The following is a 14,473-nucleotide window of genomic DNA, read 5'->3' on the forward strand; positions in this document are numbered from 1 at the left end:
CACGATGGGCAACCGCCCTGACGACCTGCGCGCGCTCATCGACTCGGTCGCCGAGCAGGAGGGCGACCGCGTCGAGGTCGTCGTCGTCGGACAGGGCACCCCGGTCACCGGGGTGCCCGCCTGGGTGCGGACCGTCGACCTGCCGGAGAACGTCGGCATCCCCGCCGGGCGGAACGTCGGCATCGAGGCCTTCGGACCCGGCGGCACCGACGTCGACGTCCTGCTCTTCCTCGACGACGACGGTCTGCTGGCCCACCGGGACACCGCGGAACTGGTCCGCCAGGCCTTCACCGCCGACCCGCACCTCGGCATCATCACCTTCCGGATCGCCGACCCGGAGACCGGGGTCACCCAGCGCCGGCACGTGCCGCGGCTGCGGGCCTCCGATCCGATGCGCTCCTCCCGGGTGACCACCTTCCTCGGCGGCGCCAACGCCGTCCGCACCAAGGTGTTCGCCGAAGTCGGCGATCTTCCGGGCGAGTTCTTCTACGCGCACGAGGAGACCGACCTCGCCTGGCGCGCGCTCGACGCCGACTGGATGATCGACTACCGTTCCGACATGGTGCTGTTGCACCCCACCACAGCGCCTTCCCGGCACGCCTCGTACCACTTCAACGTGGCCCGCAACCGAGTCTGGCTGGCACGCCGCAATCTGCCCGCGCCCCTGGTGCCGGCGTATCTCGGCGTCTGGCTCCTGCTCACCCTGGTCCGTCGGCCCTCGCTCTCCGCGCTCAAGGCGTGGTGCGGCGGATTCCGTGCCGGCTGGACGACCCCCTGCGGACCGCGCCGCCCCATGAGGTGGCGTACGGTGTGGCGGCTGACCCGGCTGGGTCGCCCCCCGGTCGTCTGACATCGTGGTACCGACGTGCCGCGCATTTGAACACGAAAGTTTCGACTTGTGAGTGACACACAGCAGGGCGGGGCGGTCGCGACGAGCGCGCCCCCGTCCGTCGACGAGGGCCTGTCCTCGGCCGAGGTGGCCGCGAAGTACGGCCTCTCGGTCAGCGGCGCCAGGCCCGGCCTCGTCGAGTACGTCCGTGAGCTGTGGAGCCGCCGCCACTTCATCCTGGCCTTCTCCTCGGCCAAGCTGACCGCCCAGTACAGCCAGGCGAAGCTGGGCCAGGTGTGGCAGGTGGCGACCCCGCTGCTCAACGCCCTCGTCTACTACCTGATCTTCGGCCTCATCCTGGGTGCCGGGCAGGGGATGACCAAGGAGGTCTACATCCCCTTCCTGGTCACCGGCATCTTCGTGTTCACCTTCACCCAGAGCTCCGTCATGGCGGGCGTCCGGGCGATCTCGGGCAACCTCGGACTCGTCCGGGCCCTGCACTTCCCCCGCGCCACCCTCCCGATCTCCTTCTCGCTCCAGCAGCTCCAGCAGCTGCTGTTCTCGATGATCGTGCTCGTGGCGGTGGCGATCGCCTTCGGCAGCTACCCCTCGCTCCGCTGGCTGCTCGTGATCCCGGCGCTGTTCCTGCAGTTCGTGTTCAACGTGGGACTCGCCATGATCGTGGCCAGGATGGGCGCGAAGACGCCCGACCTCGCCCAGCTGATGCCGTTCGTCATGCGCACCTGGATGTACGCGTCCGGCGTGATGTTCTCGATCCCGGTGATGCTCTCCGACAAGCCGGCCTGGATCGCCGACATCCTCATGTACAACCCGGCGGCGGTCTACATGGACCTGATCCGCTTCGCCCTCATCGAGGGGTACAGCGCGCACAACCTGCCGGACCACGTCTGGATGACGGCCCTCGCCTGGGCCCTGATCTTCGGCATCGGCGGCTTCGTCTACTTCTGGAAGGCCGAGGAGAGGTACGGCCGTGGCTGACACCAACCGGTCCAACGTTCCCACCGTCATCTGCGACGACGTCCACATCGTCTACCGCGTCAACGCCGGCGGTGGCGGCAAGGGCAGCGCCACGGCGGCGCTCAGCCGGATCGTCGGCCGGGGCAAGGCCGAGGTCACCCGGGGCGTCCGCAAGGTCCACGCGGTCCGCGGCGTCACCTTCACCGCCTACCGCGGCGAGGCCATCGGCCTCATCGGCTCCAACGGCTCCGGCAAGTCCACGCTGCTGCGCGCCGTCGCCGGGCTGCTCCCCACCGAGAGCGGCAAGGTCTACACGGACGGGCAGCCCTCGCTCCTGGGCGTCAACGCGGCCCTCATGAACGACCTCACCGGTGAGCGCAACGTGATCCTGGGCGGCCTCGCGATGGGCATGAGCCGCGAGGAGGTGCGCTCGCGCTACGAGGGGATCGTCGACTTCTCCGGCATCAACGAGAAGGGCGACTTCATCAGCCTGCCCATGCGCACGTACTCCTCCGGCATGGGCGCCCGGCTCCGCTTCGCCATCGCGGCCGCCAAGAACCACGACGTCCTCCTCATCGACGAGGCGCTGGCGACCGGCGACCGCAAGTTCCAGATCCGCTCCGAGGAGCGCATCCGCGAACTCCGCAAGGAGGCCGGCACGGTCTTCCTGGTGAGCCACAGCAACAAGTCCATCCGGGACACCTGCGACCGGGTGCTCTGGCTGGAGAAGGGCCAGCTCCTCATGGACGGGCCCACGGACGAGGTGCTCAAGGCGTACGAGCGGGAGACCGCCCGCTGACCCGCGCCACCGCACACCGCCCCCACCCCCCGGTGGGGGCGGTGTCGTTTTCCGCGCGTCGCGCCGCCGCCTGGAATGTTCATGCGGTCAACATCGGGCAGGATGAGCCCATGGCAGCGATCTCGGGGGGAAAGACCTACCACCACGGCGATCTGCGCAACGCGCTGATCTGCGCGGCCGTCGACCTCGCCACCGAGGGCGGGCCCGAGCGGGTCGTCCTGCGCGAGGCGGCGCGCAGGGTCGGCGTCTCACCCACCGCCGCCTACCGGCACTTCGACGGACGGGGAGAACTCCTCCGCACCGTCAGGACCCACGCCCAGCGGCTGCTCGCCGACGCCATGGAGCGGGCCGCCGCCCGCGAGCCCGGCGCCGACGACCCCGCCCTGGCCGCCGAGCGCCGGCTCGCCGCCCTCTGCCGGGCCTACGTCGGCTTCGCCGTCGACCAGCCGGGCCTCTACCGGGCCGCGTTCTGCGTCCCCCGCCCGACCGGGGCGGACGAGCCGGTGCCGGAGCGCCAGACCCCCGAGCCCGAGGTCCGCGCCTTCACGCTGCTCCGTGAGGCCCTGGAGGCCCTCACCCGCGCCCGGACCCCCCGTCCGGACACCCGGCCGGGCGTCCGTCCGGCCGCCGGTGCCGCGGCGTGGTCCGCCGTTCACGGACTGTCACTCCTGCTGCTCGAAGGCCCTCTTCGCCGCCTTCCCGCGCAACGCAGGAACGCCGTCGTCGAGAGCACCCTCGCGATGGTGGTCTCCGGCACGCGCGCCCTCTGAATCCACCGTCGTCCCGAACTCCCTTGCGGTACGCGGGGGTTGGTGACACGTACGGGTGAGCCCCGGAGTGCCGGACACCCCGGAATGGCGACGGCCGTCGTACAACGTAAGCTGGACCGGTCTGTTTCGCGGCAAGTAGGGCGATACCCCACGACCATCGGGCCTCCGGGCGGCGGCTCTCCGTGCAGGGGTCGGCGGCGTGTCCGAAATAGGATGGATTGGGTCGGCAGTGTAGAACGGGAGACGTGACGGCCATGACGCAGAATCTCCAGCTCCACGAGGGTCTCGCCGTCCCTCCGTCGGGCAGCGCCCTGTGACGGACACCCGGCAGGCGCGCCCCGACGCCTCCTCGCGCGCCACCCTCGGCAAGGCCGCGGACGAGAACTTCCCCGTGGCCCCCTTCTTCCTGCCCCGGGCCTGGCGGGACGACCTCATGGCCGTCTACGGCTTCGCGCGGCTCGTCGACGACATCGGCGACGGCGACCTCGCCCCCGGCGGCGCCGACGCCCGCCACCTCGGCATCGACCCCGGGACCGCCGAGGACCGCCTCGCCTTCCTCGACGCCTTCGAGGACGACCTCCGCCGCGTCTTCGACGGCACCCCCCGCCACCCGCTCCTGCGGGGCCTCCAGCCGACCGTGCGCCGTCACCGGCTCACCCCCGAGCCCTTCCTCGGCCTGATCGCCGCCAACCGCCAGGACCAGCAGGTGAGGCGGTACGAGAGCTACGACGACCTCCTCGCGTACTGCGCACTCTCCGCCAACCCCGTCGGCCGGCTCGTCCTCGCGATCACCGGCACCGACACCCCCGAGCGGATCAGGCGCTCCGACGAGATCTGCACCGCCCTCCAGATCGTCGAGCACCTCCAGGACGTCGCCGAGGACCTCGGCAACGACCGGATCTACCTGCCCGCCGAGGACCTCAAGCGGTTCCACGTCACCGAGAGCGACCTCGCCCGGCCCTCCGCCGGAGCCTCCGTGCGCGCCCTGATCGCCTTCGAGGCCGAGCGGGCCCGCGAACTGCTCCACGCGGGCACCCCGCTCGTCGGCAGTGTCCACGGCCGCCTGCGGCTCCTCCTGGCGGGATTCACCGCCGGAGGGCTCGCGGCGCTCGACGCGATCACCGACGCCGGATACGACGTGCTGACCGGCCCACCGAAGGCCACCAAGCCGAGCCTGATGCGCCAGGCGGGAGCGGTTCTGCTCCGGGCGCGGAGAGAGGGGTGAGCGTGACCGTGGAGGGACAGCCCCAGTCGTCCGCGCCGGTCCAGGCCGCCTACAGCTACTGCGAGGCGGTCACCGGACAGCAGGCGCGGAACTTCGCCTACGGGATCCGGCTGCTGCCGGCCGAGAAGCGTCAGGCGATGTCCGCGCTGTACGCGTTCTCCCGGCGCGTCGACGACATCGGCGACGGCACGCTCGCGCCCGAGGCCAAGCGGGAACGCCTGGAGGCCACCCGCGTCCTGCTCGACCGGATCCGCGCCGGCGAGATCGACGAGGACGACACCGACCCGGTCGCCGTCGCCCTCGCCGACTCGGCCCGCCGCTTCCCGATCCCGCTCGGCGGCCTCGACGAACTCATCGACGGCGTCCTGATGGACGTGCACGGCGCCACCTACGAGACCTGGGACGACCTCAAGGTCTACTGCCGCTGCGTCGCCGGGGCGATCGGCCGGATCTCCCTCGGCGTCTTCGGCACCCAGCCCGGCGCCCAGGGCGCCGACCGCGCCCCCGAGTACGCCGACACCCTGGGCCTCGCGCTCCAACTCACCAACATCCTCAGGGACGTACGCGAGGACGCCGGGAACGGGCGGACCTATCTGCCCGCCGACGACCTCGCCAAGTTCGGCTGCGGCGACGGCTTCGGCAGCGAGACCCCGCCCGAAGGCGCCGACTTCGCCGGGCTCGTCCACTTCGAAGTACGCCGCGCCCGCGCCCTGTTCGCCGAGGGCTACCGGCTGCTGCCCATGCTCGACCGGCGCAGCGGCGCCTGCGTCGCCGCCATGGCCGGCATCTACCGCCGCCTCCTCGACCGGATCGAACGCGACCCCGAGGCCGTCCTGCGCGGCCGGGTCTCGCTGCCGGGCCGCGAGAAGGCGTACGTCGCGGTGCGCGGCCTCTCCGGCCTCGACACCCGCCACATCGCCCGGCGCACCGTCAGGAGGCGTGCCTGATGAGCCCCCGCGCCCCCGCCCACCGCGCAACCCCGGACGCCGCCCCGGCGTCCCTGCTCGGGGCGGTCGTGTCCGCGCCCGCCCGGCCCCCGGCCGTGACGACCCGAACGGAGGCCGTGTGACGACCGACGGAAGCGAGCGGAACACCGTGCCGGGCACCGGCGTGCCCGCCGCGGAGACCGGCCGGGCCACCCGCCCCGGCGCCGGTGACACCACCGGCGGGGGACGGCGTCCCCACGCCGTCGTCGTCGGCGGCGGGCTCGCCGGCATCACCACCGCGCTCCGGCTCGCCGAGTCCGGCGTCGGCGTCACCCTGCTCGAAGGCCGGCCCCGGCTCGGCGGCCTCGCCTTCTCCTTCCGCCGCGGCGACCTCACCGTCGACAACGGCCAGCACGTGTACCTCCGCTGCTGCACCGCCTACCGGTGGTTCCTCGACCGGGTCGACGGCGCCCGGCTCGCCCCCCTCCAGGACCGGCTCGACGTGCCCGTCCTCGACGTCGCGCACCCCGGCGGCCCCCGCCTCGGCCGGATCCGCCGCGACGCCCTCCCCGTACCGCTGCACCTGGCGCGCAGCCTCGCCACGTACCCGCACCTCTCCCTCGCCGAGCGGGCCTCCGTCGGCCGGGCCGCGCTCGCCCTGAAGAAGCTCGACCCCGCCGACCCGGCGCTCGACGGCATCGACTTCGCCACCTGGCTCGGGCGGCACGGACAGTCCCCGCGGACCGTCGAGGCCCTCTGGGACCTGGTCGGCATCCCGACCCTCAACGCCCCGGCCCCGCAGGCCTCCATGGGGCTCGCCGCCATGGTCTTCAAGACCGGACTCCTCTCCGAGCCCGGCGCCGCCGACATCGGCTGGGCCCACGTCCCGCTCGGCGAACTCCACGACACCCGGGCCGCGAAGGAGCTCGACGCCCTCGGCGTCCGCACCGCGCTCCGCACCAAGGCCGAGCGGATCTCCCGCACCGACGACGGACGCTGGGCCGTCGACGTACCCGGCGAGACGATCACGGCGGACGCGGTCGTCCTCGCCGTACCGCAGCAGGAGACCCACGACCTGCTGCCCGAGGGCGCCCTCGACGACCCCGACCGGCTCCTCGACATCGCCACCGCCCCCATCCTCAACCTGCACGTGGTCTACGACCGCAAGGTGCTGAGGCGTCCCTTCTTCACCGCCCTCGGCTCCCCGGTGCAGTGGGTCTTCGACCGCACCGACTCCTCGGGACTGCTGAGGGGCGGGCCCGAAGGACACTCGGACAAGGGCGGTGGTGGGCGACGGGTGGGCGGCCAGTACCTCGCCGTCTCCCAGTCCGCCGCCCAGGACGAGATCGACGAACCCGTCGCCGCCCTGCGCGCGAAGTACCTCCCCGAGCTGGAGCGGCTGCTGCCCGCCGCGCGCGGCGCCGGGATCCGCGACTTCTTCGTCACCAGGGAGCGGACGGCCACGTTCGCCCCCACCCCGGGCGTCGGCCGGCTCCGCCCGGGCGCCCGCACCCGGGCGCCGGGGCTCTTCCTGGCCGGGGCCTGGACCGCCACCGGCTGGCCCGCGACCATGGAGGGTGCCGTCCGCAGCGGATTCAGTGCCGCGGGCGCCGCGCTCTCCGCCCTCGGCCGCCGCCATGACCATCCGCTGCAGGAGGCGGTATGAGTGTGAGTACCGGAACAAGAGGAGAGACCGTGCCGACTGTGCCGCCGGGTAATCCGGCCGTCGACACCGCGGACGTGTCCGCACTGCTGGAGCGGGGGCGGACCCTGTCCACCCCCGTACTGCGGGCGGCCGTCGACCGCCTCGCGCCGCCCATGGACACCGTGGCCGCCTACCACTTCGGCTGGATCGACGCCCAGGGCAACCCCGCCGACGGCGACGGCGGCAAGGCCGTCCGTCCCGCGCTCGCGCTGCTCTCGGCCGAGGCCGCGGGGGCCGCGCCCGAGGTCGGTGTCCCCGGCGCCGTCGCCGTGGAACTCGTCCACAACTTCTCGCTGCTGCACGACGACCTGATGGACGGGGACGAGCAGCGCCGCCACCGTGACACCGTGTGGAAGGTGCACGGCCCCGCGCAGGCCATCCTGGTCGGCGACGCCCTCTTCGCCCTCGCCAACGAGCTGCTCCTGGAACTGGGCACCGTCGAGGCGGGACGGGCCACCCGCCGGCTGACCACGGCCTCCCGCAAGCTCATCGACGGGCAGGCCCAGGACATCTCGTACGAGCACCGCGAGCGGGTCACCGTCGAGGAGTGCCTGGAGATGGAGGGCAACAAGACGGGCGCCCTGCTCGCCTGCGCCGTCTCCATCGGCGCCGTCCTCGGCGGGGCCGACGACCGGACCGCCGACAAGCTGGAGGAGTACGGGTACCACCTCGGGCTCGCCTTCCAGGCCGTGGACGACCTGCTCGGCATCTGGGGCGACCCGGAGGCCACCGGCAAGCAGACCTGGAGCGACCTGCGGCAGCGCAAGAAGTCCCTCCCGGTCGTCGCCGCGCTCGCCGCCGGCGGACCGGCCTCCGAGCGGCTCGGCGAGCTGCTCGCCGCGGACGCCAAGTCCAACGACTTCGACACCTTCTCCGAGGAGGAGTTCGCCGTCCGCGCGGCCCTCATCGAGGAGGCCGGAGGACGGGAGTGGACCTCCCAGGAGGCCCGCCGCCAGCACGCCGTCGCGATCGAGGCCCTGGACGAGGTGGACATGCCCGCCCGAGTGCGGGCGCAGCTCACCGCGCTCGCCGACTTCGTGGTCGTACGGAAGAGATGATCACCATCACCCTGATATGAGTTCGCGGTCGCCGGCCGGTGCCTTCCGGCGCCGGCCGACGGCAGACCCGTAGAAGCAGAAGTAACCGACTGCGCAAAGGGGAAGCCATGACAGCGACGACCGACGGAAGCGCCGGGGCCGTGGGCCCCCGGGCAGCCGCGGCCAGCACGACGTACGACACCGACGCCTCCGCGTCGGGACTCGACACAGCCGCCGCGCGGGCCGCGGAACGGGCCGTCGAGCACCTGCTCGCCCGACAGGACCCCGAGGGCTGGTGGAAGGGCGACCTGGAGACCAACGTCACCATGGACGCCGAGGACCTCCTCCTCCGCCAGTTCCTGGGCATCCTCGACGCCGACACCACCCGCGCAGCGGCTCTCCACATCCGCCGCGAACAGCGCGAGGACGGAGCCTGGGCCACCTTCTACGGCGGGCCCGGCGAGGTCTCCGCCACCGTCGAGGCCTATGTGGCCCTGCGGCTCGCCGGAGACGCGCCCGAGGCGCCGCACATGGCACGGGCCGCCGCCTGGGTCCGCGCCAGGGGCGGCATCGCCGCCGCCCGGGTCTTCACCCGGATCTGGCTGGCCCTCTTCGGCTGGTGGCGCTGGGAGGACCTGCCCGAGCTGCCCCCGGAGCTGCTCTTCCTGCCGAAGTGGTTCCCGCTCAACATCTACGACTTCGGCTGCTGGGCCCGGCAGACGATCGTGCCGCTCACCGTCGTCTCCGCGAAGCGCCCGGTCCGCCCCGCGCCCTTCCCCCTCGACGAGCTGCACACCGACCCCGCCCGCCCGAACCCGCCCATGCCGCTCGCCCCGGCCACCGGATGGGACGGGCTCTTCCAGCGCCTCGACAAGGCGCTGCACGCCTACCACCGGGTCGCGCCGCGCGCCCTGCGCAGGACCGCGATGAACCTCGCCGCGCGCTGGATCGTCGAACGCCAGGAGAACGACGGCTGCTGGGGCGGCATCCAGCCGCCCGCCGTCTACTCGGTCATCGCCCTCCACCTCCTCGGCTACGACCTCCAGCACCCCGTCATGCGCGCCGGCCTGGAGTCGCTCGACCGGTTCGCCGTGTGGCGCGAGGACGGCTCCCGGATGATCGAGGCCTGCCAGTCGCCCGTCTGGGACACCTGTCTCGCCACGATCGCGCTCGCCGACGGGGGACTCCCTCCGGACCACCCGGCCCTGGTCAAGGCCGTCGACTGGATGCTCGACGAGGAGATCACCCGGACCGGGGACTGGGCGGTGCGGCGGCCCGGACTGCCCCCGGGCGGCTGGGCGTTCGAGTTCCACAACGACAACTACCCCGACATCGACGACACCGCGGAGGTGGTGCTCGCCCTGCGCCGGGTCAGGCACCCCGACCCCGCCCGGGTGGAGGCGGCCGTCGCCCGGGGCACGCGCTGGACGCTCGGCATGCAGTCGCGCAACGGAGCCTGGGGCGCCTTCGACGCCGACAACACCAGTCCCTTCCCCAACAAGTTGCCGTTCTGCGACTTCGGCGAGGTCGTCGACCCGCCCTCCGCCGACGTCACCGCCCACGTGGTGGAGATGCTGGCCTACGAGGGGCGGGCCCAGGACCCCCGGACCCGCAGGGGCATCGAGTGGCTGCTCGCCCACCAGGAGCCGAACGGCGCCTGGTTCGGCCGCTGGGGCGTCAACCACGTGTACGGCACGGGCTCGGTGCTCCCCGCGCTCACCTCCGCCGGGCTCCCCGTCTCCCATCCGGCGATCCGGCGGGCCGTCCGCTGGCTCGGGACCGTGCAGAACGAGGACGGCGGCTGGGGCGAGGACCTCCGCTCGTACCACGACGAGGAGTGGATCGGGCGCGGCGCCTCCACCGCCTCCCAGACCGCGTGGGCGCTGCTCGCCCTCCTCGCGGCGGGCGAGCGCGACTCCGAGCCCGTCCGGCGGGGCGTCGGCTGGCTCGCCGGGACCCAGCGCGAGGACGGGTCCTGGGACGAGCCGTACTTCACCGGCACCGGCTTCCCCTGGGACTTCTCGATCAACTACCACCTCTACCGGCAGGTCTTCCCGCTCACGGCGCTCGGGCGCTACGTGTACGGGGAGCCCTCGCCCGGCTCGGTGCGCTGATGGGCCGCGAGCCGGGTCCCGGCGCCCCACCGCCGCTGCTGATCGCCTGCGCGCTCGGCATCGAACGGTTCGCCCTGCGCAGCGGCGACCGGGGCGGCGCCCCCGGGCCGGTCACCGTCGTCCGTACGGGCATGGGGCCGGACCGGGCCCGCGAGGCGGTCTCCCGCGCCCTCGGCGAGGAGGGGTGGCGGGACGCCGCCGTCATCGCCTCCGGCTTCTGCGCGGGGCTGGCCCCCGGTATGCACCCCGGAGACCTCGTGGTGGCCGACGAGACCCGGAGCCCCGACGGGACGACGTCCTGCGCCGGGACCGAACTCCTGGTGAAGGCCCTGGTCAGGGCGGTTCCGGGGCGGGGCGTCCACACCGGGCCGCTGGCCGGCTCCGACCACGTGGTGCGCGGCCCCGAGCGGGCCGCCCTGCGGGCCACCGGGGCGATCGCCGTCGACATGGAGTCCGCGGCGACCCTGCGGACGGCCCGGGGCGTCCCAGGGCTCGCCGGCGGGCCGGACGCGCGTCCGGTTGCGGCCGTCCGGGTGGTCGTGGACGCTCCAGAACATGAACTGGTCCGGATCGGCACGGTACGCGGGGGAATATCGGCGTTCCGTGTTCTCCGTGCCGTCCTTCCCGCTTTCTTCGAATGGCACCGTTCTTTGCTGCTCCCCAGGAGGTGAACGAGTTATGGCCATGCCGCTCCGTCAGTCCATCCGGGTCGGGACCTATCTCTTCGAACAGAAGCTCCGCAAGCGCGAGAAGTTCCCGCTGATCGTCGAACTGGAGCCGCTGTTCGCCTGCAACCTCAAGTGCGAGGGCTGCGGAAAGATCCAGCACCCGGCGGGTGTCCTCAAGCAGCGCATGCCGGTCGCCCAGGCGGTCGGCGCCGTCCTGGAGTCCGGCGCCCCCATGGTGTCCATCGCGGGCGGCGAGCCCCTGATGCATCCCCAGATCCACGAGATCGTGCGCCAGCTGGTGGCCAAGCGGAAGTACGTCTTCCTCTGCACCAACGCGATGCTGCTGCGCAAGAAGCTGGAGAACTTCACCCCCTCGCCGTACTTCGCCTTCGCCGTCCACATCGACGGCCTGCGCGAGCGGCACGACGAATCCGTGGCCAAGGAGGGCGTGTTCGACGAGGCGGTGGCGGCCATCAAGGAGGCCAAGCGGCGCGGATTCCGCGTCACCACCAATTCGACCTTCTTCAACACCGACACCCCGCAGACGATCATCGAGGTGCTCAATTACCTCAACGACGACCTCCAGGTCGACGAGATGATGATCTCTCCGGCGTACGCGTACGAGAAGGCCCCCGACCAGGAGCACTTCCTCGGCGTCGAGCAGACCCGCGAACTCTTCAAGAAGGCCTTCGCCGGCGGAAACCGGCGCCGGTGGCGCCTCAACCACTCGCCGCTCTTCCTGGACTTCCTGGAAGGAAAGGCGGATTTCCCCTGCACCGCCTGGGCCATTCCGAACTACTCGCTCTTCGGCTGGCAGCGGCCCTGCTATCTGATGAGCGACGGGTACGTCCCCACGTACCGCGAACTCGTCGAGGAGACCGACTGGGACAAGTACGGCCGGGGCAAGGACCCGCGCTGCGCCAACTGCATGGCGCACTGCGGCTACGAGCCGACCGCCGTCCTCGCCACCATGGGCTCCCTCAAGGAATCCCTGCGCGCGGTCAGGGAGACCGTCTCGGGGAACAACGGGTGAGGACGGGGGAGCGATGAGCGGGGAGTTCGACCTGCGGGCCCTGCTCGCCGAGCGCGGCGGCGAGCGGTACGAACTGCACGCCCGCCACCTCAACCACCAGCTGCCGCGCATGCTCCACACCATCGGCTTCGACAAGGTCTACGAGCGGGCCGAGGGCGCCCACTTCTGGGACGCCGACGGCGTCGACCACCTCGACATGCTCGCCGGCTTCGGCGTGATGGGCCTCGGACGGCACCACCCCGTCGTCCGCAAGGCCCTCCACGACGTCCTGGACGCCCAGCTCGCCGACCTCACCCGCTTCGACTGCCAGCCACTGCCCGGCCTCCTCGCCGAACGGCTCCTCGCCCACAGCCCGCACCTCGACCGGGTCTTCTTCGGCAACAGCGGCACGGAGGCCGTGGAGACCGCCCTCAAGTTCGCCCGGTACGCCACCGGGCGCCCCAGGGTCCTCTACTGCTCCCACGCCTTCCACGGGCTCACCACCGGCTCCCTCTCCGTCAACGGCGAGAACGGCTTCCGGGACGGCTTCGCCCCGCTGCTGCCCGACACGGCGATCGAGCTCGGCGACCTCGACGCCCTGGAGCGGGAGCTGCGCCGGGGCGACGTGGCCGCCTTCGTCGTCGAGCCCATCCAGGGCAAGGGCGTCCACGAGGCCCCGCCGGGGTTCCTGCGCGCCGCGCAGGAACTGCTCCACCGGCACGGCGCCCTGCTCATCGCCGACGAGGTCCAGACCGGCCTCGGCCGGACCGGCGACTTCTACGCCTACCAGCACGAGGAAGGGGTCGAACCGGACCTGGTCTGCGTCGCCAAGGCGCTCTCCGGCGGGTACGTGCCGGTGGGCGCCACCCTCGGCAAGGACTGGATCTTCAAGAAGGTCTACTCGTCGATGGACCGGGTCCTGGTCCACTCGGCGAGCTTCGGATCGAACGCCCAGGCCATGACCGCGGGGCTCGCGGTCCTCTCGGTCATGGAGAACGAGGGGACGGTCGCGCACGCCCGCCGGATCGGCGACCTGCTCTCCGGCCGCCTGAAGGAACTCGTGCCCCGGTACGAGCTGCTCCACGAGATCCGCGGGCGCGGCCTCATGATCGGGATCGAGTTCGGCCGGCCGTCCTCGCTGGGGCTGCGCGGGCGGTGGACGATGCTCCAGGCGGCGCGCAAGGGCCTCTTCGCCCAGATGGTCGTCGTCCCGCTGCTCCAGCGGCACCGGATCCTCACCCAGGTCTCCGGGGACCATCTGGAGGTGATCAAGCTGATCCCGCCGCTGATCATCGACGAGGCGGACGTGGACCGGTTCGTGACGGCCTTCACCGCGGTCATGGACGACGCCCACGGCGGCGGCGGGCTGATGTGGGACTTCGGGAGGACACTGGTCAAGCAGGCGGTGGCCCAGCGCTGATCCGCACGCGACGGAGCGGTGACCCGGCGTCGAGTCGCACGCGACGGTGTGGTGATCCGCGCTGATCCGTGCGTCGGGCCGCACGTGGCCGACGGTTTTTGCCTCTGGGGCAAGAAACTTGCCTCAGAGGCACGATCCTGGCGGAATGGACGCATGGACCACGTCCCCGGGGACATCTCCCCGGACCCCGTCACCCCCGACGTCCTGCCCGACGTCGCGCCCCAGCTGCGGGCCCTGCGCCGCCGCCGGGGACTCACCCTGGAGGCCGCCGCCCAGCGGGCCGGTCTCTCGCCGGCCCACCTCTCCCGCCTGGAGACGGGGAACCGGCAACCCTCGCTGCCGATGCTGCTCGCCCTCGCCCGCATCTACGGTACGACGGTCTCCGAGCTCCTCGGCGAGGCGCCCCCCGAGCGCGACCCCGTCGTCCGGGCCGGCCGCTCCGAACCCGTCGAGGCCGACGGCTGGATCTACCGCCAGGCCGGCGGCGCCGGACGCGCCCTCCAGTGCCTGCGGGTCCACGTGCCGTACGCCACCCGCGCCGACATCGTGCGCGTCCATCCGGGCGAGGAGTGGATCCACGTCCTGGAGGGCCGGGTGCGGCTCGCGCTGGGCGAGACCGTCCACGTCCTCGACACGGGGGACAGCGCGCACTTCGACTCGCTGACCCCGCACCGGATCGGGGCCGCCACCCCGGGCGGGGCCGAGCTGCTCTTCGTCCATACCCTGATGCAGAGCCCCGCGGCCGAGCTGTGCCTCGGCGACGGCACCCCGCACCGGCGCTGACCCCGTACCTCTCCCGTATGTGCATCCCCTTCGACAGAAAAGGACCGAGATGTCCGAGAAGTCACGACCTGTCACCGGCGAGGAGCGCGAGGAAGGCAAGTTCCCCAAGGGGCTGGTCCTCCGCCTCTTCGCGTACCTGGTCGCCGGGCACCTCTTCGCCGGCTTCCTCTACCTGCTCTTCATGCTGGGCGGGCAGAACCAGTAGCG

General features: G+C 72.4%; 15 protein-coding genes. All 15 read left to right on the top strand.

All coding sequences use genetic code 11. The features are described 5' to 3' along the window. Positions 1-4 precede the first annotated feature (4 nt). The 15 genes from ABT129_RS25820 (at position 5) to ABT129_RS25890 (ending at position 14,471) form a co-directional block, all read left to right on the top strand. Positions 5-850, top strand: coding sequence for a glycosyltransferase family 2 protein (locus tag ABT129_RS25820; protein ID WP_351906224.1), 846 nt, complete (start codon positions 5-7; stop codon positions 848-850). 48 nt (positions 851-898) lie between these two features. Next, positions 899-1,828: an ABC transporter permease gene (locus ABT129_RS25825; protein ID WP_351906089.1), complete on the top strand. Its 930-nt coding sequence runs from the start codon at positions 899-901 to the stop codon at positions 1,826-1,828. Further along, on the top strand, positions 1,821-2,606 hold the full coding sequence (locus ABT129_RS25830; protein WP_351906092.1) for an ABC transporter ATP-binding protein: 786 nt from the start codon (positions 1,821-1,823) through the stop codon (positions 2,604-2,606). Before ABT129_RS25825 ends, ABT129_RS25830 begins: the two co-directional genes overlap by 8 nt. Before the next feature lie 110 nt (positions 2,607-2,716). Then, entirely contained in the window at positions 2,717-3,376 is a 660-nt protein-coding gene (locus ABT129_RS25835) for a TetR/AcrR family transcriptional regulator (RefSeq protein WP_351906095.1), read from the top strand. 313 nt (positions 3,377-3,689) lie between these two features. Next, entirely contained in the window at positions 3,690-4,601 is a 912-nt protein-coding gene (gene hpnC, locus ABT129_RS25840) for a squalene synthase HpnC (RefSeq protein ID WP_351906098.1), read from the top strand. Further along, entirely contained in the window at positions 4,598-5,548 is a 951-nt protein-coding gene (hpnD, locus tag ABT129_RS25845; RefSeq protein WP_351906101.1) for a presqualene diphosphate synthase HpnD, read from the top strand. Before hpnC ends, hpnD begins: the two co-directional genes overlap by 4 nt. After that, positions 5,548-5,670, top strand: coding sequence for a hypothetical protein (locus ABT129_RS25850; protein WP_351906104.1), 123 nt, complete (start codon positions 5,548-5,550; stop codon positions 5,668-5,670). The genes hpnD and ABT129_RS25850 overlap by 1 nt, the downstream gene beginning before the upstream one ends. Beyond that, entirely contained in the window at positions 5,667-7,193 is a 1,527-nt protein-coding gene (hpnE, locus tag ABT129_RS25855) for a hydroxysqualene dehydroxylase HpnE (RefSeq protein ID WP_351906107.1), read from the top strand. Before ABT129_RS25850 ends, hpnE begins: the two co-directional genes overlap by 4 nt. After that, positions 7,190-8,290 (top strand): polyprenyl synthetase family protein, encoded by a 1,101-nt coding sequence (locus ABT129_RS25860; protein WP_351906110.1) that lies wholly within the window; start codon positions 7,190-7,192, stop codon positions 8,288-8,290. Before hpnE ends, ABT129_RS25860 begins: the two co-directional genes overlap by 4 nt. Positions 8,291-8,397: 107 nt before the next feature. Beyond that, positions 8,398-10,383, top strand: coding sequence for a squalene--hopene cyclase (gene shc / locus ABT129_RS25865; protein WP_351906113.1), 1,986 nt, complete (start codon positions 8,398-8,400; stop codon positions 10,381-10,383). Continuing rightward, positions 10,383-11,054, top strand: coding sequence for a phosphorylase family protein (locus ABT129_RS25870; protein WP_351906116.1), 672 nt, complete (start codon positions 10,383-10,385; stop codon positions 11,052-11,054). The genes shc and ABT129_RS25870 overlap by 1 nt, the downstream gene beginning before the upstream one ends. A gap of 7 nt (positions 11,055-11,061) precedes the next feature. Beyond that, entirely contained in the window at positions 11,062-12,084 is a 1,023-nt protein-coding gene (hpnH, locus tag ABT129_RS25875; RefSeq protein WP_351906119.1) for an adenosyl-hopene transferase HpnH, read from the top strand. A gap of 13 nt (positions 12,085-12,097) precedes the next feature. Further along, on the top strand, positions 12,098-13,483 hold the full coding sequence (locus ABT129_RS25880) for an aspartate aminotransferase family protein (RefSeq protein ID WP_351906122.1): 1,386 nt from the start codon (positions 12,098-12,100) through the stop codon (positions 13,481-13,483). A 153-nt stretch (positions 13,484-13,636) separates the two neighbouring features. Then, positions 13,637-14,266, top strand: coding sequence for a helix-turn-helix domain-containing protein (locus tag ABT129_RS25885; protein WP_351906125.1), 630 nt, complete (start codon positions 13,637-13,639; stop codon positions 14,264-14,266). A 49-nt stretch (positions 14,267-14,315) separates the two neighbouring features. Continuing rightward, on the top strand, positions 14,316-14,471 hold the full coding sequence (locus tag ABT129_RS25890) for a DUF6126 family protein (protein WP_351906128.1): 156 nt from the start codon (positions 14,316-14,318) through the stop codon (positions 14,469-14,471). The last annotated feature ends 2 nt before the right edge of the window (positions 14,472-14,473 follow it).

This window comes from Streptomyces sp. NPDC002057 (assembly GCF_040296665.1).
Taxonomy (GTDB): domain Bacteria; phylum Actinomycetota; class Actinomycetes; order Streptomycetales; family Streptomycetaceae; genus Streptomyces.